Here is a 23,199-nt window from a genome sequence, read left to right as displayed (position 1 = left end):
CGGTCAGGAGTCGAGCAGCGGTACCAGGTAGCGGCGGGCGAAGTTCCGCGCCTGGTCGTCGTCGTCGAGTTCGAAGCAGCTCACCGGATTGAGCAGGAAGGAGACGGTGATCCGCACCATCAGCTCGGCGACCGGCGTGGGATCGCGCTCCGGCCTGCCCTCGGCGCGCTCCGCCCGGCGCAGCCGGTCCGCCAGATACGCCCGCATCGCCTTGAACGCGGGGCCCGACTCGAGCGTCAGGAACGGCAGCATCGTCTCCGGCTCCAGGCGCAGGAGGCCGCCCACGAGGGGATGGTCGCGGATATGCCGCAGGACGGCGACGAAGCCCTCGACCAGCCGGTCCTCCATCGTGGGCAGCGTCGCCACCGCGGCGTCGACCTCCGCAAGAAAGCGCCGGTACTCGCGCATCAGGCAGGCCGAGACGAGGGCGTCCTTGCCGCCGATGCGGCGGTACACGGTGACGCGGGAGATCCGGGCGCGCTTGGCCACGTCGTCGACGGTGGAGCGGCGCAGGCCGAAGGTCGTGAACTGCTCGCGTGCCGCGTCGAGTATCTGCTCGATCAGCGGGTCGTCGGGCGGCGCGGCCGATCCGTCGACGGCGCCGGCAAGCAGCGCTTCACCGGTCTGCGGTACCCCCGCCATGGCGCCTCCCCATATCTCCTTGCCCACTCAACCACAGATCCAAAGATGCACAGAGACTAACTCAATATCTTTGTAACTCATCCCACTTCAGGAGGCGTTCATGACGGAGGCGTTCATGACGGTCGGCAGCGCCGAGCGCGAATTCACCGCCGCTCTGCGCGATTTCGCCCGCCGCGAGTGCGGAACGCGCGAGCAGCGCGACGCGCTCACCGCCGAGACGGGCGGCCCGCACTCCCCCACCCTGTACGCCAAGCTGGCGGAGCTCGGCTGGCTCGGCGTATGCCTGCCGGAGGAGTACGGCGGGGCCGGCGGCGGCATGACCGACGCCTGTCTGTTCCTGCGGGAGACGGCACGCGGCCTGGTGCCGGCGGGCGGCTTCGTCACGTCCGTGATCACGGCCAAGGCGTACGAGCGCTTCGGCAGCGCCGCCCAGCGCAAGGCCGCGGTCGGCGGGGCGGTCGCCGGGCAGGTGCTGTCCATCGCGATGTCGGAGCCGGAGGCGGGCTCGGACGTCGGCGCGCTGCGCTGCCGCGCCGAACAGCAGCCGAGCGGTGGCTGGTTGGTGAACGGCCACAAGACCTGGATCTCCAACGCGCATCTCGCCGAGTACATCCTGCTCGTGGCGCGTACCGGTTCGGGCGACTCCAAGCACGAGGGCCTGACCATGTTCCATGTGCCCGCGGCCGCGCCGGGGATCGAGGTGCGGGGCATCGAGACGATGGGCGGCCGTGAGGTCAACGACGTCTACTTCACCGACGTACATCTGCCGGCCGACGCCGTGGTCGGCCGGGTCGGCGGCGCCTGGCAGCAGCTGATGGCGGGGCTCAACGCGGAGCGCCTGTTCCTGGCCGCGAACATGCTCGGCCTGTCGGAGCGGATCCTGGAGGACACCCTCACGTATGTCCGCGGGCGCGAGCAGTTCGGCCGTCCGGTCGGCTCGTTCCAGGCGCTGCGCCACCGCCTCGCGGACCTCGCGACCGAGATCGAGTGCGCCCGGCTGCTCGTCTTCGACGTGGCGGCGAAGTGCGACGCCGAGCCGGACCGGCTGTTCCCGAGGGAGGCCTCGATGGCCAAGCTCAAGGCCACCGAGACGGCCAAGCACGCGGCACTCGAAGGCATGCAGATGATGGGCGGCTACGGCTACGCCACGGAGTACGACATGGAACGCCATCTGCGCGCGGCGGTGGTGTCGACGGTGTACGGCGGAACGAGTGAGATCCAGCGGGACATCATCGGCAAGAGCTACGGACTGTAACCCGGGCTCAAGCCTGGGGCTACCCGGAAGTAACTTTGGCTGGTTGGATGGGGGCGCGATTCCTGCCCCCCACTGACCCCGGGAGACACCAGTGCCCCAGTCCTTGCTCGGCCGTACCTCCGGTGCGGCTCTCGCCGCCGCGGTCGCGGCCACCACGTTCGCCGCGACCGCACCGGCCACGGCCGCGACCGCGGACTCCGGCGCGGCGCAGCAGGCGCAGAACCTCAAGGTGCTGACGTACAACGCCTTCCTCTTCAGCAAGTCGCTCTACCCGAACTGGGGGCAGGACCACCGCGCGGCCGAGATCCCCAAGACCTCCTTCTTCCAGGGCCAGGACGTGGTCGTCCTGCAGGAGGCCTTCGACAACTCCTCGTCCGACGCCCTGAAGAAGCAGGCCGCGGGCGCCTATCCGCACCAGACCCCGGTGGTGGGCCGCAGCAAGGACGGCTGGGACGCGACCGGCGGCAACTTCTCGGCGACCACGCCGGAGGACGGCGGCGTGACGCTGCTCAGCAAGTGGCCGATCGTGCGCAAGGAGCAGTACGTCTTCCCGGACGCGTGCGGCTCCGACTGGTACTCCAACAAGGGCTTCGTCTATGCCGTACTCGACGTGAACGGCAAGAAGGTGCACGTGGTGGGCACCCACACCCAGTCCACCGACCCGGGCTGCGGCGACGGCGAGTCGGTGCGCACGCGCAGCCTGCAGTTCAAGGCGATCGACGCGTTCCTCGACGCCAAGAACATCCCCGCCTCCGAACAGGTCCTGGTCGCGGGCGACTTCAATGTGGACTCGCACAGCGCCGAGTACGCCTCGATGCTGAAGGACGGGGGCCTGGACGGAGCCGAGTCCCGCACCGGGCACACGTACTCCTTCGACACCCGGGACAACTCCGTCGCCGCGGACCGCTACCCCGACGACCCGCGCGAGGACCTCGACTACGTCCTGCACCGCACCGGGCACGCGCGGCCCGCGGGCTGGAACAACCACGTCGTCAAGGAGCAGAGCGCGCCGTGGACGGTCTCCAGCTGGGGCAAGGAGTACACGTACACGAACCTGTCCGACCACTACCCGGTGACGGCGTCGGGGCAGTAGCCCAGGGGCGGCAGCTGCGAGCGTTGCGCAGCTGGCCGGAGACCGCTTTTCGGCAGTTGCTGCAGGGGAGTTGGGGTGCCACGGTGACCGCATGACGAGCGGACACGGGCACGGCCAGGGTCATGAACACGGGCACGGTCACGGTCCCAAACACGGGCACGGTCACGGTCATCAACACGGGCATGAGCACGGGCATGAGCACGTCGACCGGCCGGGGCGGTGGGCCCGGCTCCGCCATCGCCTCGCGCACGCCGTCACCCCGCACAGTCACGACACCGCCGACAAGGTCGACGCGGCCCTGGAGAGCTCGGCGGCCGGTCTGCGCACCCTGTGGTTCTCGCTCGCGGTACTCGCGGCGACCACCGTCGTCCAGGCGGTGATCGCCGCGCTGTCGGGCTCGGTCGCGCTGCTCGGCGACACCGTGCACAACGGCGCCGACGCCCTGACCGCGCTCCCCCTGGCCCTCGCCTTCGTCCTCGGCCGGCGCGCGGCGACCCGCCGCTACACCTACGGCTTCGGCCGTGCCGAGGATCTGGCGGGGGTGTTCGTCGTTCTGGTGATCGCGGCCTCCGCGCTGTTCGCGGGCTACGCGGCGCTGCGCCGCCTCGTCTCGCCGCAGGACGTCGCCCATCTGCCGGCCGTCGCCGCCGCCGGTCTCGTCGGCTTCCTCGGCAACGAGTGGGTGGCCCGCGCCCGGATCCGCACGGGGCGCCGGATCGGCTCGGCGGCCCTCGTCGCCGACGGACTGCACGCCCGCACGGACGGCTTCACCTCGCTCGCCGTGCTCCTCGGCGCGGGTGGCGCGGCCCTCGGCTGGCGGCTCGCGGACCCGCTGATCGGCCTGGCCATCACCGCCGCCATCGCGCTGGTCCTGCGCTCGGCGGCACGCGAGATCTGGCACCGCCTGATGGACGCGGTGGACCCGGGCCTGGTGGACGCGGCCGAGCACGCCCTCACACACGTCGAGGACGTCCGCGGGGTCGGTTCGGTGCGGCTGCGCTGGCTGGGCCATACGCTGCGCGCCGAGACTGCGATCGTGGTGGACCCGCGGCTGACCGTGGTCGAGGCGCACGCGGTGGCGGTCGCCGCGGAACACGCGCTGCTGCACGCGGTCCCCCGCCTGACGGCGGCGACGGTCCATGTGGACCACGCGCCGCATACGGCACATGACTCGCATACGGCACACGATCCGCATGCGGCGCTCGCCCACCACCTCGCGTAGCGGCGAGGCCAGCAGCACCCGCCCGCCACCCGCCCGCCTCCGGCCGCCCGCGCTACACGCCCGTGGCCCCGTCGATCCGCTCCCGGATGAGGTCCGCGTGGCCGCAGTGGCGGGCGTACTCGCCGATCATGTGGGTGTAGATCCAGCGCAGGGTGACCCGGCCGCCCATGAAGGGGCTGGTGTCGTCGAGGCCGCGGGCCGCGCAGTTCTCCCGGGCACGGGCCGTCTCCGCCTCCCAGATGGCGTGCGCCTTCTCATACGTGGCGTCATCGGCGAGGTCGAAGCCGCCGTCGTGGCCCTCGGTGCCGGCCTCGGGGTCGAAGATCGGCGGAGCGTCCTCCTGGGCGAGGACCCGGCGGAACCAGTTCCGCTCGACCTCCGCCATGTGCTGGACGAGGCCCAGCAGCGTCATCGTGGACGGCGGCGCGGACGCCTCGCGCAGCTGGCGCTCGTCCAGACCCTCGCACTTCTGGACGAGGGTGGCGCGGTAGAAGTCGAGCCAACTGGCAAGACCGGTCCGGTCGTCGGCGTTCAGGGGCGGCATGGTGCGTTCGGAAGTGCTCATGATCCGCATCGTGACACGAAGGTCTGACAACGCTCCCCGCGCCCACCTGTACAGGCGCCCTCGCCCAACAGAACGGTGGCGTCATGCCGGAGATATGTGATCTCCGGCATGACGCCACCGTAGGGGGCCCCGCTGACAGGGCGGGCTCCGGGAGCCGTGCGGGCGCCGGGAGCCGTGCGGGCGCCGAGGGCCGTGCGGGCTACTTGATGCCCAGCTCCTCGTAGTCGCGGTCCAGCTGGTTCTGCGCGACCCGCTTGCGGACCACGAACCAGCCGGCGACCAGGGCCGCCGCGACGACCGGGATCAGATACAGGGTGCGGCGGCCGATCTCCGGGTCCTGCCACATCAGGACGAGCACGGTCAGCAGGAAGAGGATCGTGACGATCTCCGTGACCGGGCTGCCCGGGAGGCGGAACTTCGGGCGCTCGATCAGGCCCTGCTTGGTGCGCCGGACGAACACCATGTGACACACCATGATCGTGATCCAGGTGGTGATGATGCCGATCGAGGCGACGTTGAGAACGATCTCGAAGGCCTTCTCCGGCATCAGGAAGTTCAGGCCGACACCCGCCACGCACACCGCGGAGGTGAGCATGATGCCGCCGTAGGGCACCTTCGAGCGGTTCATCCGGGCCGTGAACTTCGGGGCCGAGCCCGCCATCGCCATCGAGCGCAGGATGCGGCCGGTGGAGTAGAGGCCGGAGTTCAGCGAGGACATGGCGGCCGTCAGGACGACCAGGTTCATCACGTCGCCCGCCGCCGGGACACCGATCTTGGACAGGACCGTGACGAACGGGCTCTCGTCGCCGGAGTACATCGAACCCGGCAGGAGGAGGGCCAGGAGGACCACGGAACCGACGTAGAACAGGCCGACGCGCCACATGATGGAGTTCACCGCGCGCGGGACGATCTTCTGCGGCTCGGCCGTCTCGCCCGCCGCGACACCGACGAGCTCCAGCGAGGCGTACGCGAAGACGACGCCCTGCATCACGATCACCACGGGCAGGATGCCCTCGGGGAACCAGCCGCCGTTCTCACTGATCACATGCAGGCCGGGGGTCTGGCCGCCGACCTCGTGCTGGGTGACGAGCAGGAAGATGCCGATCAGCATGAAGGCCACGAGGGCCGCGACCTTGACGATGGAGAACCAGAACTCCATCTCACCGAAGATCTTCACCGAGATGAGGTTCACGGCGAGCACGATCGCGAGCGCGATCAGGGCCAGAACCCACTGCGGGATATCGGTGAAGAAGCTCCAGTAGTGCGTGTAGAGCGCGATCGCGGTGATGTCCGCGATGCCGGTGGTCGACCAGTTGAGGAAGTACGCCCAGCCGGCGACGTATGCGCCCTTCTCGCCGAGGAACTCACGCGCGTACGAGACGAAGGAACCGGACGAGGGCCGGTAGACGACGAGCTCGCCGAGGGCGCGGACGACGAAGAAGGCGAAGATGCCGCACACCAGGTAGGCGAGGGCGAGACCCGGGCCTGCCGAGTTGAGGCGGCCTCCGGCGCCGAGGAAGAGCCCGGTGCCGATCGCGCCACCGATGGCGATCATGTTGATGTGACGGGCCTTGAGGTCCTTGCTGTAACCGGCGTCGCCCGCATCCGCGGGCTTGTGGGCGGCATCCGCGCGGGACGCGTCCTCGGCCGTGTTGACGGCTTCCTTGCTCACGGGGTGGTTCAACTTTCTCTGGTGCGGCAGTGCCAGGCCGTCGTCGAAGCCGTTCGGTGACGTCCGCGGGAGGAGCGGCGTCCACCACTTCGACGAGGGACCTTGGTCCGCGCCGCCCCTGATCGCGGCATGGACCAACGGCACACCTTCACCTGGATTTGACGATCTATGCGGTGGCGCATGTCACATAGCGTTCTATCTCACATGGTGATCAGGGGCTGTACAGGTCGCGATCAGGGGTTGTACGGGAACCGGTCAGGGGCCGTACAAGTCGTCGATCGCCTGCTGGTACTTGTCCCTGATCACCCGGCGGCGCAGCTTCAGGGACGGGGTGAGCTCGCCCGTCTCCGGGCCCCACTCCTCGGCGAGCAGACGGTAACGCTTGATCTGTTCGGTGCGGTTGAGGCGGGAGTTGGCGGTTTCGACGGCGCGGTCGATCTCCTCCTGTACGGCGGGGTGTTCGGCCAGCGCGGCGAGGCCGGCGGGCCCTTCGGGTGCCTCGATGCCATGGGACGCGGCCCAGACGGGGGCCATTTCGGAGTCCAGGACGAGCAGGGCGACGAGATAGGAGCGGCCGTCGCCGTGCACCAGCGTCTGGCCGATCAGCGGATGCTCCTTGAGAGCGTTCTCGACCAGGGCCGGTGAGACGTTCTTGCCCGTCGAGGTAATGATCATTTCCTTCTTGCGGTCGGTGAGCCAGAGGAAGCCGTCCTCGTCGAGCCGCCCGATGTCACCGGTGGCGAACCAGCCCTCCGCGTCCACCGCGGGGTCGACGGTGCCGTCGGCGCGCAGATAGCCGTCGAAGACGCTCGCGCCGCGCACCAGGATCTCGCCGTCGTCGGCGGTCTTCACCTCCACACCCTCGATGGGGCGGCCGACCGAGCCGAGCCGGAACCCGGCGGGGCAGTTGGTCGTGGCCACACCGGTGGTCTCCGTCAGCCCCCAGGCGTCCATGATCACGATCCCGAAGCCGGCCCAGAACCGGACGACGTCCGGCGGCATCGGCGCCGAGGCACTGGCCGTCCACACCAGGCGGTCGAACCCGGCCATCGCGAGCAGCGGGTCGAGCACCCGCTCCTTCGCCCGGCTGTACGCGGCCGCGAGTTCGGCGGGCGGCTCCTCGCCCCGTTCGCGGTACCCGACGTGGGCGCGGGCGGTCTCACCGGCGGCGGCGATGGCCTGCTGCTGCTCCTCCGGGAGCTGGGCGAGAGCGGCCCGTACGGAGGCGGCGAGCTTCTCCCAGACCCGTGGCACCCCGAAGAACTGCGCGGGGTGCAGCTCGCGGGCGGTGGCGGCGACCTCGGCCGGGTCGGCGCAGAGGTGGGCATGGGCGGCACGGAAGGTCACCAGGTAGATACCGAGCATCCGCTCCGCGATATGGGCGAACGGGAGGTAGCTGATGTGCTCGACATGGTCGGGGAGTTCCACGACCTGGTCGAGTGAGAGCGCGTTCAGGACCATATTGCGATGGGTGATCCGTACGCCCTTGGGGTCCCCGGTGGTGCCCGAGGTGTAGACGACGGTCAGCGGGTCGCCCGCCCTGGTCTCCCGCCAGGCCTTCTCGAAGCCGTCGGGCTGATAGCGCACGGCGCCGGTGGCCTGCACGGAGGCGTAGGTCCCATGGCCCCCGGCCTGTTCCGCCTCGACGACGACCAGCTTCCCCAGGGGCGCCTCGGGGTCCGTCAACAGCGGCTCCCAGCGCGCCAGTTCACGTTCGCCCTCGATCACGGCGAGACGGGCACGGCTGTGCCGGGCGATATGCGCGATCTGCTCGGGCGCGGACGTGCCGTACACGGTGACGGGCACCGCGCCCAGGTGCACGAGGGCCAGGTCGGTGAGCCAGTGCTCGGGCCTGTTGCCCATCATCATCAGGACGTGCTCGCCGCGCTCCACGCCGAGCGCCGCGTACCCGGCGGCGAGAACGCCGACCTTGCGGCGGACCTCGGCCCAGGTGAGCGTGGACCATTCGGTGCCGGTGCGCCAGGAGAGGGCCGGCCGCTCGCCGTGGTCCTCGGCATTGCGCAAGAGGAGCGCGGGGAGCGTGAGTTCGGAGGGTTCTCCGGGAAGGCGCAGGATCGTGGTCATGACCGCCTCCTGGCGTCGTCATCGACAGGATCTACGGATGTACGGATCTGCGGGTGCGGATCTACGGATCTACGGAACTACGGCTCTGCGAGTGCGGATGTACGGATCTGCAGGGCTGTGGCGCTGTGGATATCGGGGGGCTGTGGCGCAGTGCAGCTGCAGGGCCGTGGCACTGCGGGGCGTGGCCGCCGGACTGCTCTGCCGTGCCGCTCGGTCTGCGGCCACTGTGTATCGCAGCTGGCCCGGACACTTTCACAACAGTGGTGAGACAGCAATACTGTTGCACTGGATTGATGCACAACGCGGGTGCACCCCCACAGGTGCGGAAAGGGAGCGCTGTCATGGCGACCGAAACGGACACCGTCACGGACCCGGGGGCCGCCGAGCCGGCCCTGACCGTCGACGAGCTGGCCGCGCGGGCGGGCGTCACCGTGCGCACCATCCGCTTCTACAGCACCCGCGGACTGCTGCCCCCGCCGGTCATCGGGCCGCGCCGCGTCGGCCGTTACGGACCGGACCATCTCTCGCGGCTCGCGCTCATCGAGGAGCTGCAGCACCACGGCCTCACCCTCGCCGCGATCGAGCGCTATCTGGAGCAGCTGCCGCCCGACATGAGCGAGCACGATCTGGCCATCCACCGTGCCCTGGTGGCGAGTTGGATCCCGGACAGCGCCGAGGAGGCGAGCCGCGAGCAGCTGGAGCGGCGGGCCGGGCGGGAGCTGACGGACTCCGATGTGGACCGGCTCGCCGCCATGAACGTCCTGGAGCGCACCGACGCCCCGGACACCTTCAGGATCGACCCGGGCATCCTGCACCTGGGAGTGCGTCTGCTCGACGTACCGATCGAGCTGGAGACGATCCTCGCGGCCCGCACGGTGATGCTGGAGCATTCACGCGAGGCCGCAAGGGAGTTGACCCGGCTCTTCCAGGACGAGGTGTGGGGTCCCTACAGCGAACGCGAGCGGGACCCGGAGGCGGTGGCGGCGATGAAATCGCTCTCCGCCCATATGCAGCCGATGGTGGTGCAGGCCCTGGTGACGGCCTTCCAGCGGTCCCTCAAGGAGGAGCTGCGGGCGCGGTACGCGGGTGGGTCCGCGTCAGGGTGACGTGAGGTCGAGGTGGTGCGCCGAGGCCGTGGGCACCTGGTTCAGATCGGCCCGGCGCATCCGTTCCACGAGCATCTTCGTCAGTCCGTAGAGCGCGGTGGGGCCGGGGCTGCCGTCGTCCGCGATGTCGGCCTTCGTGTAGGTGACGACCACGCCGACGTACTTGCCCTGGCGCACCACCATCGCGCGTTCGCCCATCTGCCCTGCGGCCGCGTCGCTGACCGCCGTGGCGCCCTCGCCGAACTCGCCCTGGGCGAGGGGCATATAGCCCTTCGCGAGACTGCCGAGGTACTTGCCCCAGTGGTCGAAGGCGACCCGGGCACTGACGGAGCTCGGGTACTCCCACACGGAGAACTTGGCGCGCTGGGCGTTCTTGTCGTCCGCGTCCTCGCCGTACTCGGTGTTGCCCCCGCCCATGACGCCCTCGCACCGCTTCTCGCTCTTCGGGCACTTCATGGTGCCCTTGACGCCCTGGAGTTCGCCGTAGTGCTCGGAGCTGCGGGTCAGCCTCAGCGGCTCGGGCATGTCGGTGGCCAGCGGCACGACCCCCACGGCCGGGATGTCGTGTCGCTCGGCGGCGGGTGTCGTCGGCGCGCTGCTCCGCGGGGCCGGATCGTCCTCGGCCGTGCTCCCCTGGCCTGCTGCGCAGCCCGAGACGGTCAGCGCGATTCCCAGGACCGCCGCGACCGCGCTCGTCCGCCCCGTCCTGCCCAGCCTCGACACCACTTCGGCCCTCCCCCGTAGCTCCAAGTACCGCACCGTTCTACCAGGCGCACGACCGCGCCCGGAGCGCGGGGCTCCGGGCGCGGTGCGCAGGGCTCAGGCGTCGCTGAACTTCTCGCCCTTCTCGGCCTTCTGGACGAGCAGTGCCGGCGGCTCGAAGCGCTCTCCGTAGCGCTCGGCCAGCTCGCGGGCGCGGGCTACGAAGCCGGACAGGCCGCCTTCGTAGCCGTTGATGTACTGCAGCACACCGCCGGTCCAGCCGGGGAAGCCGATACCGAAGATGGAGCCGATGTTGGCGTCGGCCACCGAGGTGAGGACGCCTTCCTCCAGCAGCCGTACGGTGTCGAGGGATTCGGAGAACAGCATCCGCTCCTGCATGTCGCGGAACGGGATCTGGTACCCCGGCTTGGTGAAGTGCTCGCGCAGACCGGGCCACAGGCCGGCGCGCTTGCCCTTGCCGTCGTCCTCGTAGTCGTAGAAGCCCGCGCCGCCGCTGCGCCCGGTGCGTCCGAACTCGTCGACCATGCGGTCGATGACGCCGTCGGCGGGGTGCTCGGGCCAGCTGCCGCCCTCGTCCTCGATGGCCTTGCGGGTCTCGTTGCGGATCTTGCGCGGCAGGGTCAGGGTCAGCTCGTCCATGAGGGAGAGGACCTTGGCCGGGTAGCCGGCCTGCGCCGCCGCCTGCTCCACCGACGCGGGCTCGATGCCCTCGCCGACCATCGCGACGCCCTCGTTGATGAAGTGGCCGATGACGCGGGAGGTGAAGAAGCCGCGCGAGTCGTTCACCACGATCGGGGTCTTCTTGATCTGCCGGACCAGGTCGAAGGCGCGGGCCAGGGCCTCGTCGCCGGTGCGCTCGCCCTTGATGATCTCGACGAGCGGCATCTTGTCGACCGGCGAGAAGAAGTGCAGGCCGATGAAGTCGACGGGGCGCGAGACGCCCTCGGCGAGCAGGGTGATGGGCAGCGTCGAGGTGTTGGAGCACAGCAACGCGTCCGGCTCGACGACGTCCTGGATCTCCTGGAACACCTTGTGCTTGAGCGCCGGGTCCTCGAACACCGCCTCGATGACCGCGTCACAGCCCGCGAGGTCCTGCGGGTCGGCGGTCGGGGTGATGCGGGCGAGCAGCGCGTCCGCCTTCTCCTGGGTCGTACGGCCGCGGGAGACCGCCTTCGCGCAGAGCTTCTCGGAGTAGGCCTTGCCCTTGTCGGCGGCCTCCTGGGAGACGTCCTTGAGGACCACGTCGATGCCGGCGAGCGCACACGAGTAGGCGATGCCCGCGCCCATCATGCCCGCGCCGAGCACGGCGGCCTTGCGGACCGTCTTCGGTTCGATGTCCTTCGGCCGGTTGGCGCCGGAGTTGACGGCCTGCAGGTCGAAGAAGAACGCCTGGATCATGTTCTTCGAGACCTGGCCCGTGACCAGCTCCACGAAGTAGCGGGCCTCGATGGTCTGGGCGGTCTCGAAGTCGACCTGGGAGCCCTCGACGGCGGCCGCGAGGATGTTGCGCTGCGCCGGGTAGTTGGCGCCGCCGGTCTGCTTCTTGAGGTTGGCCGGGAAGGCGGGCAGGTTCGCGGCGAACTTCGGGTTGGCCGGAGTGCCGCCGGGGATCTTGTAGCCGGGCTTGTCCCAGGGCTGCGCGGACTCCGGGTTGGCGTCGATGAACGCGCGGGCCTTGGCCAGCAACTCGTCCTTGTCGGCGGCCACTTCGTGGATGAGACCGTTCTCGAGGGCGCGCTGCGGGTTGTACTGGTTGCCCTGGAGCAGCACCTTGAGCAGCGCGTCGGCGATGCCGAGGAGCCGTACGGTACGGGTGACGCCGCCACCGGCCGGCAGCAGCCCGAGCGTGGCCTCGGGCAGGCCGATCTTGGTGCTCGACGCGTCGAGGGCGACACGGTGGTGGCAGGCGAGCGCGATCTCGTAACCGCCGCCGAGTGCCGCGCCGTTGACGGCGGCGACGACCGGCTTGCCGAGGGTCTCGATCCGGCGCAGGTCGCGCTTGATGCCCTGCCCCGCGGCGAAGGCGAGTTCGGCGGTCTCGGGGGTGACGGCGATGAGGTCGCGCAGGTCACCGCCGGCGAAGAAGGTCTTCTTCGCCGAGGTGAAGATGATGCCCCGGACGCTCTCCCGCTCGGCTTCGAGCCGGTCGGCGATCGCGGTCAGCGACTCCTTGAACGCCTGGTTCATGGTGTTCGCGGACTGGTTGGGGTCGTCGAGTACGAGGGTGACGACACCGGTGTCGTCCTGTTCCCAGCGGATGGTCGTGCTCTCGGTCATAGTCAAAGGCTCCGTAAATGCCGGTGCGGGAAAGGACGTTCAGACGCGCTCGACGATGGTGGCGATGCCCATGCCGCCGCCGACGCACAGGGTCGCGAGGCCGTAGCGCTTGTCCTGGCGCTCCAGTTCGTCGACGAGCGTGCCGAGGATCATCGCGCCGGTGGCGCCGAGGGGGTGGCCGAGCGCGATGGCGCCGCCGTTGACGTTGACCTTGTCCAGGTCGAGGCCCATGTCCTTGACGAAGCGCAGGACGACCGCGGCGAAGGCCTCGTTGATCTCGACCAGGTCGATGTCGTCGATGGTCAGGCCCGCCTTGGCGAGCGCCTTGCGGGTCGCGGGCGCGGGGCCGGTGAGCATGATGGTCGGCTCGGAGCCGGAGACGGCGACGGAGACGATCCGGGCGCGCGGGGTGAGGCCGTGCCGCTCCCCCACGTCCTTCGAGCCGATGGCGACCAGGGATGCGCCGTCGACGATGCCGGAGGAGTTGCCCGCGTGGTGGACGTGGTCGATCTTCTCCACCCAGTGGTACTTCTGCAGCGCCACCGCGTCGAACCCGCCGAGGTCGCCGATGTCCTTGAAGGACGGCTTGAGCTTCGCGAGGGAGTCGGCGGTGGTGCCGGGGCGCGGGAACTCGTCCTGGTCGAGGACGGTCAGGCCGTTGCGGTCCCGGACCGGGACGACGGAGCGGTCGAAGCGCCCTTCCTTCATCGCGGCGGCTGCACGCTCCTGCGACAGGGCGGCGTACTCGTCGACGTCGCGCCGTGAGAAGCCCTCGATGGTGGCGATGAGGTCGGCGCCGATGCCCTGCGGCACGAAGCCGGTCTCGAAGTTGGTCATCGGGTCGGCGAACCAGGCGCCGCCGTCCGAGGCCATCGGTACCCGCGACATCGACTCGACGCCGCCCGCGAGCACCAGGTCCTCCCAGCCCGAACGGACCTTCATCGCGGCCAGGTTGACGGCTTCGAGGCCCGAGGCACAGAAGCGGTTCTCCTGGACGCCGGCCACGGTGTCGGGCAGGCCCGCGGCGATGGCGGCGATCCGGGCGATGTCGGAGCCCTGGTCGCCGACGGGTCCGACGACGCCGAGGACGATGTCGTCGATGGCGGCCGGGTCCAGGCCGGGAAAGCGCTCCCGGAGTTCATGGATCAGACCGACCACCAGGTCGATGGGCTTGGTGCCGTGCAGGGCCCCATTGGCCTTGCCGCGCCCGCGCGGGGTGCGGATCGCGTCGTACACGTACGCTTCGGTGCTCAAGGTCTCAAGCCTTTCGGGTGCGGGATGAGGGTGGCCCGGCGAGGGGCGGGCGGGTCGGAAGGTCAGCGGGTCACGGCAGCAGGGAGCGGCCGATGATCTCCTTCATGATCTCGGTCGTACCGCCGTAGATGGTCTGGATACGGCCGTCCGTGAAGGCCTTGGCGACGCGGTACTCCGTCATGTAGCCATAGCCGCCGTGCAGTTGCAGACAGCGGTCGGCGACCCGCTTCTGCAGTTCGGTCGCCCACCACTTGGCCATGGAGGCGTGCACGGCGTCGAGTTCACCGTTCGAGTGATCGGTGATGCAGCGGTCGAGGAACGTCCGGGTGACGGCGCACTCGGTGGCCATCTCGGCGATCTCGAAGCGGATGTGCTGCAGCTTGGCGAGCTTGCGCCCGAAGGCCTCGCGCTCCTGCACGTACTGCATGGTGATTTCCAGGAGATACTCGGCGGCGGCGATGGCGGCGACCGCGATGCCCATGCGCTCCTGCGCGAGATTGGTCATCAGGTGGATGAACGCGCCGTCGAGCTCGCCGAGGAGGTTCTCCTTGGGCACGCGCACGTCGTTGAAGAACAACTCGGCGGTGTCCTGGGCCTTCTGGCCGATCTTGTCGAGGTTGCGGCCGCGCTCGAAGCCCTCCATGCCGCGCTCGACGACGAGCAGCGACAGGCCGTGCGCGCCGCCCTCCTGGGTGGTCTTGGCGACGACGATCACGAGGTCGGCGAGGATGCCGTTGCTGATGAAGGTCTTCGAGCCGTTGAGCAGCCAGTGATCGCCCTGGTCCACGGCGGCCGTACGGATGCCCTGCAGATCGGAGCCCGCGCCCGGCTCCGTCATGGCGATGGCGGTGATCGTCTCGCCGCTGCAGAACTTCGGCAGCCAGCGCCGCTTCTGCTCGTCGGTGCCGAGGCCCGTCAGATAGGGGCCGATGATGTCGTTGTGCAGGCCCACGGCGAGTCCGGCGGCGCCCGCGCGGGTGAACTCCTCGGCGAGTACGGCGCTGTAGCGGAAGTCGTCGTTCCCGCCGCCGCCGTACTCCTCGGGTACGGCCAGCCCGAGGAGGCCCTGCTTTCCGGCCGCGAGCCAGGCCTCGCGGGAGACGATGCCGTCCTTCTCCCACTGTTCGTAGTGCGGCGCGACCTCTTTGGCGAGGAAGGTGCGCACGGTCTCACGGAAGGCCTCGTGTTCGGCCTCGTAGAGCGTCCGCTTCATGCCCGATGGTGTCTGTGACGTCATTCCTTCGGCCTCCTAGAGCCAGCCCTTGACGGTTTCGATCGACTTGGCCGGCTCGGGGCCGACGGGGATGACGTTGAGCATCGTGACGCCCGCCTCGCGGAAGGCCTCGATCCGCTCCCGTACGTAACTCGCGGGCCCGCACAGCGAGACGAGCTCGCAGAACTCGTCGGGGACGGCCGCTTCGGCCTCCTTCTTCTTCCCCGACAGATACAGCTCCTGGATGAGCTTCGCTTCCTTCTCGTACCCGTACGCGACCGCGAGGTCGTTGTAGAAGTTCTTGCCGGGTGCGCCCATACCGCCCACATAGAGCGCGATCTGGGGGCGCGCGAAGTCCCGTACGGCCGCCGCGTCCGCACCGATGGCGAGCAGTCCGCCGGCGACGGTCTGCAGCGGCCCGAGCTCCGGGGAGCGCTTGGCCGCGCCCTCGGCGAGCGGGGCGCCCCATACGTCGTGCGCCTTCTCCGGGATGAACAGGGTGGGCAGCCAGCCGTCGGCGACCTCGGCGGTCATCCGGACGTTGGCGGGACCCAAGGAGGCGACGTAGAGCGGGACTTGGTCGCGTACCGGCTTGGTGAGGATCTTCAGCGGCTTGCCCAGCTTGCCGCCCTTCTCCGGCGGCAGCGGCATATCCGTGATGCCGTGGTGGTCGATGACCTCGCGGCGCAGGATGCGGCGGGTCAGCTCGATGGCCTCGCGGGTGCGGCCGAGCGGCTTGTCGTACGCCTTGCCGTGCCAGCCCTCGACGACCTGCGGGCCCGAGGCCCCGAGCCCGATGAGGGCGCGGCCGCCGGAGATGGCGTCGAGCCCGGCGGCGGTCTGGGCGATCAGGGCGGGGGTGCGGGAGTAGACATTGAGGATGGCGGCGCCGATCCGCATACGCTCGGTGCGGGCCGCCAGATATCCCATGAGCGTGGGCGAGTCGAAGCCATAGGCCTCGGCCACCCAGACCGCGTCGACGCCGGCCGCTTCGAGCGCCGCGGCCTGGTCACAGGCCTCGCGCGGGTCGCCGGCGTAGGAGAGCGGAATCGACAGCTCCATCAGGCCTCTTCCTTGGCTTCCTTGGTCGGGGCGTCCGCGCCGCCCCCGGTCAGACTGTCCACGCCCCAGTCACGGGCGACCTCTTCGGTGTCCGCGCCCGGCTGCGCGGGCGGTCTGCGCACCGCGCCCGGGGTCGCGGAGAAACGCGGCGCGGGCGCCGGCTGGGTGATGCCCCCGTGGTCGGTGAAGGTGCCGCGGGCGGCCATATGCGGGTGGTGCGGGGCCTCGCGCAGCGAGAGGACCGGGGCCACACAGGCATCGGAGCCCTCGAAGAGAGCGGTCCACTCGTCCCGGGTCCTCGTCTTGAACTGCGCGGTGATGGCGTCCTTCAACTCGCCCCACGCGGCGAGGTCCTTACGGGCGGGGGCCCGGTCCGCGATACCGAGGAGCTCGACGAACTCGTCGTAGAACTGCTGCTCCAGGGCGCCCACGGCCATGTAGCCGCCGTCCGCCGTCTCATAGGTGCCGTAGAACGGGCAGCCGCCGTCGAGGAGGTTGGCGCCGCGCCGGTCCTGCCAGCCGCCGGCCGCCATCATGCCGTGGATCATCGAGGCGAGATGGGCCGTTCCGTCGACGATCGCGGCGTCCACGACCTGGCCCTCGCCCGTCACGCGCGCGTGCTGCAGGGCGGCCAGGACGCCGACGACGAGATAGAGCGAGCCGCCCGCGTAGTCGCCGACCAGGTTGGCCGGGATGGCCGGGGCCTCGTCCGGCTTGCCGATCATGCCGAGGGTGCCGGTGATGGCGATGTACGCGATGTCGTGCCCGGCGCGCTGGGCGAGCGGGCCTTCCTGCCCCCAGCCCGTCATCCGCCCGTACACCAGGCGGGAGTTGCGGGCCGCGCACTGCTCGGGGCCGACGCCGAGGCGCTCGGCGACACCCGGGCGGTAGCCCTCGATGAGGATGTCGGCGCGCTCGACGAGATCGAGAACCTGTGCCGGGCCGTGCTCCGACTTGAGGTCGACGAGGACCGAGCGCTTATTGCGGTTGGTGACGTCATACTCCGGGTTGACCGCGAGTCCGCCACCGCCGGGGCGGTCGACACGGACGACGTCGGCGCCGAGGTCGGCCAGGAGCATGGCCGCGAACGGGCCGGGCCCGATGCCTGCCAGCTCGACCACTCTGACCCCGTCGAGCGGGCCGTGCTGTCCCCTTGCTGTCCCTGCCATCAAGCCCCCAGCACTGTGACACAACTGATGTAACATCAGTAATGTTAAGAACGCGTTCCACTCCGCACAAGGGTTGGCGAGCAAGCGCTTAGAAATCACCTCGCATTCGGCCGGTCACGGAGGCTGATCGCGGTGCGGGTGAACGGGGTGCGGGTGAACGGGGACGCGGGGCTGATGGGCGTCGAGTTACTGGGCGTCGAGTTACTGGGCCTCGAGTTGCCGAGCGTCGACTTACTGGGCGTCGAGTTCCGCGATCAGCTTCTTCGGCGCGATGACGCGGTAGCTCTCCTCCACCCAGTCACAGAGCAGTTCGGCCCCGGGAGCACCCTTCTCCTCCAGCGGGACGCGCACCCAGCCCGCCTTCCCCAGGCCGTACCCCGCGGGCTCCGCTCCCGGGCAGGACAGGGCGTGGGCATGCACCTCCGGGTCCTTGAGCTTGACGGTGACGCCCAGGGGCCAGCTGCCGTCCTCGACGCCGAGGAACACGAACACCTTCTTGTTCACCTTGGCGACGGACTCGCCCCAGGGGAACTCCTCGACGGCGCCCGGCATCCCGAGGGCGAAGGCGCGCACCTTGCCCCATGTGTCACGAACCGCCTTCGGGGCCTTACGCGCCGGACTCTTCCGCTCGACCATGGCACTCTCCGGGGTGCTCGGACTCCTTCGTCCCGCTCACGCTAGCCTCGGCCACCGACAGCGGCGCGAGCACAGGTCGAGCACAGGTGAATCGAGCAAGGTGAGGGGTGTCATGGCCACAGGGGACAAGACAGAGCGGACCTACGACGTCGTCCTGTACGGGGCGACGGGCTTTGTCGGCGTGCTCATCGCGGAGTATCTGGCCGCGCACGCCCCGAAGGGACTGCGCTGGGCCCTCGCGGGGCGCAGCACGCCCAAGCTGGAGCGGCTGCGCGAGCGGCTCGCCGGGATCGACCCGGAGCTCGCCGAGCTGCCGGTACTCCGCGCCGAGGCCGACGATCCGGCCGCGCTCGCGGAACTCGCCCGGCACGCGCGCGTGGTGGCCACCACCGTGGGGCCCTACATCTCGTACGGGCAGGAGCTGGTCGCGGCCTGCGCCGAGGCGGGCACGGACTATCTGGATCTCACCGGTGAGCCGGAGTTCATCGACCTCACTTATGTGCGGCATGACGCACGCGCGCGTGAGACCGGGGCACGCCTGGTGCATTCCTGCGGTTTCGACTCCATTCCGCACGACTTGGGTGTGCAGTTCACGGTGCAGCAGCTGCCCGAGGGCGTACCGCTGCGGGTGGACGGCTTCGTACGGTCCAACGCGACGTTCTCCGGCGGGACTCTCGCTTCCGCGCTCACCGTCATGTCGCGCGGGCGGCAGGCCCTGGCGGCCGCGCAGGAGCGCAAGCACCATCAGCCGCGCCTGGTGGGGCGGCGCGCGTACGCACCGTTGAGCGTGCCGCGCTACGGCAAGGAGGTCGGCGCGTGGGCACTGCCGCTGCCGACGATCGACCCGCAGATCGTGCAGCGGTCGGCGCGCGACCTGGAGCGGTACGGCCCGGACTTCCGCTACCGCCACTACGCCGCCGTCAAGCACCTGCCGGTGGCGCTCGGCGGCGCCGCGGCGGCGGGCGCCCTGGTCACGGCGGCCCAACTGCCGCCCGCGCGGCGCTGGTTGTCGGACCGGCTCAAGCCGGGAGAGGGCCCGAGCGAGGAGCGCAGGGCCAAGAGCTGGTTCTCGGTGCGCTTCGTGGGCGACGGCGGCGGCCGGCGCGTCTACACCGAGGTGGCGGGCGGCGATCCCGGCTACGGCGAGACGGCGAAGATGTTCGCCGAGTCCGCGCTGTGCCTCGCCTTCGACAGCCTGCCGGAGACCTCGGGACAGGTCACCACGGCAGTCGCCATGGGCGACGCCCTCCGCGAACGCCTGCAGGCGGCGGGCATCACTTTCCGGGTGGCGGCGACGCGGACCGGCTGAGGCGGGCCCCCGCGCGCGGTGGCGGCCGGGGTCAGCCGGTTGCTTGTGTCAGGGCTCGTCCGACCGGGGTCAGCCGGTTGCTTGTGTCAGGGCTCGTCTGCACAGGCTGTCCGCGCGGCGGGTGGTCTCGGGGAGCCGGTATCGCGGTGCCAGGTGGAGGGTGTGGGCCACCGCCGTGTCCAGGGCGACGCGGTGGCCCACCGAGACGAAGACCGGCTTGACGCCGTCCTGGGTGCGGACCGCGCGGCCGACCTCCTCGGCGCCCGCCACGTCGTCCACCAGCAGCGACGTACTGCCGCGCAGGGCGCCCGGCTCCTCGTGGGCGAAGGTGAAGGGGTTCTTGGCGACGCCGATCGTCGGCAGGCCGGTGAGCACCCCGAGATGGCTGGCGAGCCCGAAGCGGCGCGGGTGCGCGAGACCGTAGCCGTCGCAGACCACCAGGCCTGCCGGGGCGGTCAGCCGGCCGAGGGCGGCGAGGACGGCCGGCAGCTCGCGGAAGGCGAGCAGTCCGGGGACGTACGGGAAGGCGACCCGGCCCACGGCGGTGGCCTCCTCCACGACCTGCAGGCTCGACGCGTCCAGGACCACCGCGGCCGCCACGACGACATCGCGCTCGTCGTCGTAGGCCACGTCCACCCCGGTGACCGTTCCGGTGCCCGGCGGCGGACCCGGCTCGTGGAGTTCGACGCGGGTGCGCAGTTCGTCCTGGACCTCGCGCGCCCGGGCTTCGGTGGTGGGCCAGCCGGCCGGGGTGATGCTCATGGTCGTCATGATGGCCCGAGTTTATGCGGCGTCGAGCGGCGGCGAGTCGCGTCGGGTGGCGTCAAGGCGGGAACAGGCAGTGCACCCGAACAGGCGGTGAACCGGCAGCGAGCCGGGATACGCGCCCATGACGCGTCAGGGTTGGACCCGCCGTCGTCAGCGAACCGTCAACAGGGGCTGTGCGCCCGGCCGGTGAGTCCTAGCGTCCCTCTCATGACGGACGACTTCGCGGACGGCCTCAGAGGCGGCTCCATGGGCGCACACGGCGACAGCGACGGCCACCGGCACGGACATGGACACGGACACGGGGACGGGGACGGGGACGCACCCGACGGACACCTCGGCAGCCACGGTCACGGACACAGCGGCAGCCACGGCCACCGTGACAGCGACAGTCACCGTGACAGCGACGGGAACGGCCACCGCGCCCTCGCTCACGACCGGTACTGGGGAGCCGCCCTGCGCGAAGGCGCGGTCTGCTCGGTGGCGCTGCTCGGTCTGCTGCTCCTGGTCGATCTGGCCGCCGGAGATCTCTCGGCGGCCCGGGCCGCGCTGTGGGCGGGGCTCGCGCTGCTGCTGTTCCTCGTGCTGCTGCCGCCCCGGGTGACCGCGGGCACCGGCTGGCTGGCCGCGCGCGGGGGGCTGCGCGAGCGCCGGGTGCGCACCGACTGCCTGGTCTCCCTGCGCTGGCTCGACGGCGTCTCGCGCCGCCTCGTCCTGCGCGATCTGTACGGCACCCGGATCGAACTCGACCCCAGGGTGCTCACCTCCAACCCGGACCTGTGGCACCTCCTGGAGCAGGGTGCCCGCTGCTCCGCCGAGCGGGGGCTGCTCACCTGCGGGGCGACGGCCCTGCGGCAGCTGTCGCGGCGGATCGACAGCGAGACGGCCCATCTGCTGTTCCGGATCTCCGGGTTGAAGTAGCACCGGCCCGGGCCCCGGTCCGGCTGCGGTCGCCCCTGTCCGGGGCCCGGGTGAATATGTGCGGGTGGACCGCAGAGAGACCGCCTCCCCGACCAACGGCCCGGCCGCGTCCGCACAGCGGGGCGGGCGGGGGCGTGGCTGGCTGCTCGACGGGCTGAGCGAACAGTCGGCCCGGCATCCCGGACCGCACGCCACCCTTCCGGCGGAGCACAAGGGCCACAAGTGGTGGCGGGTCATGTGCCTCACCGGTGTGGACTACTTCTCCACCCTGGGCTACCAGCCGGGCATCGCCGCCCTCGCGGCCGGGCTGCTCTCGCCGCTCGCCACCGTCGTCCTGATCGCCCTGACCCTCCTGGGCGCCCTGCCGGTCTACCGGCGCGTGGCCAAGGAGTCCCCGCACGGCGAGGGCTCGATCCACATGCTGGAGCGGCTGCTCCCGTGGTGGTCGGGGAAGATCTTCGTCCTCGTGCTGCTCGGCTTCGCGGCCACCGACTTCATGATCACGATCACGCTCTCGGCCGCCGACGGCGCCGCCCATGTCGCGGAGAACCCCTTCGCGCCCAGCTGGCTCGACGGCGAGCACACCCTCATCACACTGGTCCTGATCGCCGCCCTCGGCGCCGTGTTCCTGAAGGGGTTCAAGGAAGCGATCGGCGTCGCGGTGGTGCTCGTGGCGACGTATCTGACCCTCAACGTGGTGGTGCTCGCCACGGCCGCCGTCGAGATCCTCACCGAGCCGGTGCAGATCACCGACTGGACGCACGCGATGACGGCCGCGCACTCCTCGCCGCTCGCGATGATCGGCGTCGCGCTCCTGGTGTTCCCGAAGCTCGCGCTCGGCATGTCCGGGTTCGAGACCGGGGTCGCGGTGATGCCGCAGGTCAAGGGCGATGCCACGGATACGCACCGGCATCCGGACGGACGGATCAGGGACACCCGCAAGCTGCTGACCACGGCCGCCGTCATCATGAGCTGCTTCCTGCTGCTCTCCAGCCTGGCGACGACGATCCTCATCCCGCAGCAGGAGTTCGAGAGCGGCGGCAAGGCCAACGGGCGGGCCCTCGCGTTCCTCGCGCACCAGCACCTCGGCGAGGCCTTCGGCACGGTCTACGACGTCTCCACCATCTCGATCCTCTGGTTCGCCGGCGCCTCCGCGCTCGCCGGTCTCCTCAACCTCGTACCGCGCTATCTGCCGCGCTACGGAATGGCGCCGGAGTGGACGCGGGCGGTGCGGCCCCTGGTCCTCGTCTTCATGGCGATCGCCGTGTTCATCACGCTCTGGTTCAACGCGAGCGTCGACGACCAGAGCGGTGCCTACGCGACCGGCGTCCTGGTCCTGATGCTCTCGGCGGCCTTCGCGTGCACGGCTGCGGCCCGGCACGCCGGTCAGCGCAAGGCCGTCTACGGCTTCGGGGCCATCACGGCCGTCCTCGCCTACACCCTGGTCGACAATGTGGTGGAGCGGCCGGACGGCATCCGGATCGCCGCCCTGTTCATCCTCGCGATCATGCTGTTCTCGTTCGCCTCACGGATCCACCGGGCGTTCGAACTGCGCGCCCTGGACGTCACGTTCGACGCCACGGCGCAGCGGCTCATCGACGCGGCCGCCAGCCAGGGGCCGCTGCAGATCATCGCCCACGAGCCGCGGGCCGGCAGCAAGCTCGACGACCCGCCGGCCAAGCGTGCCGCCGTCGAGTACCGCGCCAAGGAGCACAGCCAGCGCGACGAGACCCATATCCCCTACGGCCGTCCGGTGCTCTTCCTGGAGGTGTACGTCCAGGACTCCTCGGAGTTCAGGACCGATCTGGTCGTACACGGCGACGAGAGCCACGGCGCCCGGCGGCTGCGCGTCGCGGGGCCCGTCGTCGGCAACACCATCGCGGCGGTCCTGCTCGAACTCCGCGACCGCACCGAGGAGATCCCGCACGCCTACTTCAACTGGACCGAGGGCCACCCGGTCAGCCATCTCCTGCGGTTCCTGGTCTTCGGCGACGGCGAGGTCGCCCCGGTCACCCGCGAGGTGCTGCGCCGCGTGGAACGGGATCCGGAGCGGCGGCCGCGCATCCATGTCGGATGAGCGGGCCCGCGCGAAGACCCTTGCGGCGGGCGGGAGATGATCTCCGTATGAGTACGAACGAGCAGCCGGAAGCCGCCGTGGCCGGCGTATCCGCATCCCCGACCGCACCCGGGGCCGCAGCGGGAGCCGCCCCCGGGCCCGCGCCCGCCGCCG

The 23,199-nt window shown here is 70.4% G+C and carries 19 protein-coding genes; 7 read left to right on the top strand and 12 right to left on the bottom strand.

All coding sequences use genetic code 11. The features are described 5' to 3' along the window. Positions 1 to 3 precede the first annotated feature (3 nt). Positions 4 to 642 carry a TetR/AcrR family transcriptional regulator gene (locus ACFQVC_RS04955; protein WP_381826777.1) on the bottom strand — a complete coding sequence of 213 codons (639 nt, stop codon included), beginning with the start codon at positions 640 to 642 and terminating at the stop codon, positions 4 to 6. 100 nt (positions 643 to 742) lie between these two features. Between ACFQVC_RS04955 and ACFQVC_RS04950 the strand changes: the two genes are divergently transcribed. The 3 genes from ACFQVC_RS04950 to ACFQVC_RS04940 all read left to right on the top strand — a co-directional run bounded on the left by ACFQVC_RS04950 (position 743) and on the right by ACFQVC_RS04940 (position 4,212). Continuing rightward, positions 743 to 1,897 (top strand): acyl-CoA dehydrogenase family protein, encoded by a 1,155-nt coding sequence (locus ACFQVC_RS04950; RefSeq protein ID WP_381826775.1) that lies wholly within the window; start codon positions 743 to 745, stop codon positions 1,895 to 1,897. Positions 1,898 to 1,988: 91 nt separating this feature from the next. Continuing rightward, positions 1,989 to 2,990: a sphingomyelin phosphodiesterase gene (sph, locus tag ACFQVC_RS04945; protein ID WP_381826773.1), complete on the top strand. Its 1,002-nt coding sequence runs from the start codon at positions 1,989 to 1,991 to the stop codon at positions 2,988 to 2,990. Between the two features lie 91 nt (positions 2,991 to 3,081). Then, positions 3,082 to 4,212, top strand: a complete 1,131-nt coding sequence (locus ACFQVC_RS04940) for a cation diffusion facilitator family transporter (protein WP_381826771.1) — start codon at positions 3,082 to 3,084, stop codon at positions 4,210 to 4,212. Positions 4,213 to 4,264: 52 nt separating this feature from the next. Here ACFQVC_RS04940 and ACFQVC_RS04935 read toward each other — a convergent pair whose 3' ends face one another. The 3 genes from ACFQVC_RS04935 to ACFQVC_RS04925 all read right to left on the bottom strand — a co-directional run bounded on the left by ACFQVC_RS04935 (position 4,265) and on the right by ACFQVC_RS04925 (position 8,534). Next, positions 4,265 to 4,777 carry a DinB family protein gene (locus ACFQVC_RS04935; RefSeq protein WP_381826769.1) on the bottom strand — a complete coding sequence of 171 codons (513 nt, stop codon included), beginning with the start codon at positions 4,775 to 4,777 and terminating at the stop codon, positions 4,265 to 4,267. A gap of 199 nt (positions 4,778 to 4,976) precedes the next feature. Further along, positions 4,977 to 6,449 (bottom strand): amino acid permease, encoded by a 1,473-nt coding sequence (locus ACFQVC_RS04930; protein ID WP_381826767.1) that lies wholly within the window; start codon positions 6,447 to 6,449, stop codon positions 4,977 to 4,979. A 255-nt stretch (positions 6,450 to 6,704) separates the two neighbouring features. Further along, the gene (locus ACFQVC_RS04925) at positions 6,705 to 8,534 is read right to left on the bottom strand and encodes an AMP-dependent synthetase/ligase (RefSeq protein ID WP_381826765.1); all 1,830 of its coding nucleotides are present in this window, start codon (positions 8,532 to 8,534) and stop codon (positions 6,705 to 6,707) included. A gap of 341 nt (positions 8,535 to 8,875) precedes the next feature. On the opposite strand from ACFQVC_RS04925, the gene ACFQVC_RS04920 reads away from it, so the two are divergent. Continuing rightward, the gene (locus ACFQVC_RS04920) at positions 8,876 to 9,640 is read left to right on the top strand and encodes a MerR family transcriptional regulator (protein WP_381826763.1); all 765 of its coding nucleotides are present in this window, start codon (positions 8,876 to 8,878) and stop codon (positions 9,638 to 9,640) included. Here the strand turns inward: ACFQVC_RS04920 and ACFQVC_RS04915 are convergent. From ACFQVC_RS04915 to ACFQVC_RS04885, 7 genes are all read right to left on the bottom strand, one after another. Further along, positions 9,632 to 10,366, bottom strand: coding sequence for a hypothetical protein (locus ACFQVC_RS04915; protein WP_381826761.1), 735 nt, complete (start codon positions 10,364 to 10,366; stop codon positions 9,632 to 9,634). The genes ACFQVC_RS04920 and ACFQVC_RS04915 overlap by 9 nt on opposite strands. Before the next feature lie 93 nt (positions 10,367 to 10,459). Beyond that, positions 10,460 to 12,640 (bottom strand): 3-hydroxyacyl-CoA dehydrogenase NAD-binding domain-containing protein, encoded by a 2,181-nt coding sequence (locus ACFQVC_RS04910; RefSeq protein ID WP_381826759.1) that lies wholly within the window; start codon positions 12,638 to 12,640, stop codon positions 10,460 to 10,462. Positions 12,641 to 12,679: 39 nt separating this feature from the next. Continuing rightward, a complete protein-coding gene (locus ACFQVC_RS04905; protein ID WP_381826757.1) occupies positions 12,680 to 13,894 on the bottom strand; it encodes an acetyl-CoA C-acetyltransferase in 1,215 nt (404 codons plus the stop codon). A gap of 70 nt (positions 13,895 to 13,964) precedes the next feature. After that, on the bottom strand, positions 13,965 to 15,107 hold the full coding sequence (locus ACFQVC_RS04900; RefSeq protein ID WP_381827122.1) for an acyl-CoA dehydrogenase family protein: 1,143 nt from the start codon (positions 15,105 to 15,107) through the stop codon (positions 13,965 to 13,967). Positions 15,108 to 15,143: 36 nt separating this feature from the next. Then, positions 15,144 to 16,169 carry an LLM class F420-dependent oxidoreductase gene (locus tag ACFQVC_RS04895; protein WP_381826755.1) on the bottom strand — a complete coding sequence of 342 codons (1,026 nt, stop codon included), beginning with the start codon at positions 16,167 to 16,169 and terminating at the stop codon, positions 15,144 to 15,146. Beyond that, the gene (locus ACFQVC_RS04890; RefSeq protein ID WP_381826753.1) at positions 16,169 to 17,374 is read right to left on the bottom strand and encodes a CaiB/BaiF CoA transferase family protein; all 1,206 of its coding nucleotides are present in this window, start codon (positions 17,372 to 17,374) and stop codon (positions 16,169 to 16,171) included. The genes ACFQVC_RS04895 and ACFQVC_RS04890 overlap by 1 nt, the downstream gene beginning before the upstream one ends. A gap of 195 nt (positions 17,375 to 17,569) precedes the next feature. Then, the gene (locus ACFQVC_RS04885; RefSeq protein ID WP_381826751.1) at positions 17,570 to 17,974 is read right to left on the bottom strand and encodes an MmcQ/YjbR family DNA-binding protein; all 405 of its coding nucleotides are present in this window, start codon (positions 17,972 to 17,974) and stop codon (positions 17,570 to 17,572) included. 112 nt (positions 17,975 to 18,086) lie between these two features. Between ACFQVC_RS04885 and ACFQVC_RS04880 the strand changes: the two genes are divergently transcribed. Next, on the top strand, positions 18,087 to 19,283 hold the full coding sequence (locus tag ACFQVC_RS04880; protein WP_381826749.1) for a saccharopine dehydrogenase family protein: 1,197 nt from the start codon (positions 18,087 to 18,089) through the stop codon (positions 19,281 to 19,283). Positions 19,284 to 19,352: 69 nt separating this feature from the next. On the opposite strand, the gene ACFQVC_RS04875 is transcribed toward ACFQVC_RS04880, so the two are convergent. Then, the gene (locus ACFQVC_RS04875) at positions 19,353 to 20,054 is read right to left on the bottom strand and encodes an endonuclease V (protein ID WP_381826747.1); all 702 of its coding nucleotides are present in this window, start codon (positions 20,052 to 20,054) and stop codon (positions 19,353 to 19,355) included. A 204-nt stretch (positions 20,055 to 20,258) separates the two neighbouring features. Here ACFQVC_RS04875 and ACFQVC_RS04870 point away from each other — a divergent pair, with 204 nt between their 5' ends. Beyond that, entirely contained in the window at positions 20,259 to 20,969 is a 711-nt protein-coding gene (locus tag ACFQVC_RS04870; RefSeq protein ID WP_381826745.1) for a hypothetical protein, read from the top strand. A gap of 64 nt (positions 20,970 to 21,033) precedes the next feature. Further along, positions 21,034 to 23,046, top strand: coding sequence for an APC family permease (locus tag ACFQVC_RS04865; protein WP_381826743.1), 2,013 nt, complete (start codon positions 21,034 to 21,036; stop codon positions 23,044 to 23,046). Positions 23,047 to 23,199: the final 153 nt, after the last annotated feature.

The sequence above is a fragment of the Streptomyces monticola genome (genome assembly GCF_042665355.1).
GTDB lineage: Bacteria > Actinomycetota > Actinomycetes > Streptomycetales > Streptomycetaceae > Streptomyces > Streptomyces monticola.
Note: the sequence above shows the minus strand (reverse complement) of the source record. Positions and strands in the feature narration are given on the sequence as shown.

Excerpts from the sequence above, each read along its gene's own strand:
- ACFQVC_RS04955 (WP_381826777.1), bottom strand. The coding sequence starts at position 642 with ATGGCGGGGGTACCGCAGACCGGTGAAGCGCTGCTTGCCGGCGCCGTC.
- ACFQVC_RS04950 (WP_381826775.1), top strand. The coding sequence starts at position 743 with ATGACGGAGGCGTTCATGACGGTCGGCAGCGCCGAGCGCGAATTCACC.
- ACFQVC_RS04940 (WP_381826771.1), top strand. The coding sequence starts at position 3,082 with ATGACGAGCGGACACGGGCACGGCCAGGGTCATGAACACGGGCACGGT.
- ACFQVC_RS04935 (WP_381826769.1), bottom strand. The coding sequence starts at position 4,777 with ATGAGCACTTCCGAACGCACCATGCCGCCCCTGAACGCCGACGACCGG.
- ACFQVC_RS04925 (WP_381826765.1), bottom strand. The coding sequence starts at position 8,534 with ATGACCACGATCCTGCGCCTTCCCGGAGAACCCTCCGAACTCACGCTC.
- ACFQVC_RS04920 (WP_381826763.1), top strand. The coding sequence starts at position 8,876 with ATGGCGACCGAAACGGACACCGTCACGGACCCGGGGGCCGCCGAGCCG.
- ACFQVC_RS04910 (WP_381826759.1), bottom strand. The coding sequence starts at position 12,640 with ATGACCGAGAGCACGACCATCCGCTGGGAACAGGACGACACCGGTGTC.
- ACFQVC_RS04900 (WP_381827122.1), bottom strand. The coding sequence starts at position 15,107 with ATGAAGCGGACGCTCTACGAGGCCGAACACGAGGCCTTCCGTGAGACC.
- ACFQVC_RS04895 (WP_381826755.1), bottom strand. The coding sequence starts at position 16,169 with ATGGAGCTGTCGATTCCGCTCTCCTACGCCGGCGACCCGCGCGAGGCC.
- ACFQVC_RS04890 (WP_381826753.1), bottom strand. The coding sequence starts at position 17,374 with ATGTTACATCAGTTGTGTCACAGTGCTGGGGGCTTGATGGCAGGGACA.
- ACFQVC_RS04885 (WP_381826751.1), bottom strand. The coding sequence starts at position 17,974 with ATGGTCGAGCGGAAGAGTCCGGCGCGTAAGGCCCCGAAGGCGGTTCGT.
- ACFQVC_RS04880 (WP_381826749.1), top strand. The coding sequence starts at position 18,087 with ATGGCCACAGGGGACAAGACAGAGCGGACCTACGACGTCGTCCTGTAC.
- ACFQVC_RS04875 (WP_381826747.1), bottom strand. The coding sequence starts at position 20,054 with ATGACGACCATGAGCATCACCCCGGCCGGCTGGCCCACCACCGAAGCC.
- ACFQVC_RS04870 (WP_381826745.1), top strand. The coding sequence starts at position 20,259 with ATGACGGACGACTTCGCGGACGGCCTCAGAGGCGGCTCCATGGGCGCA.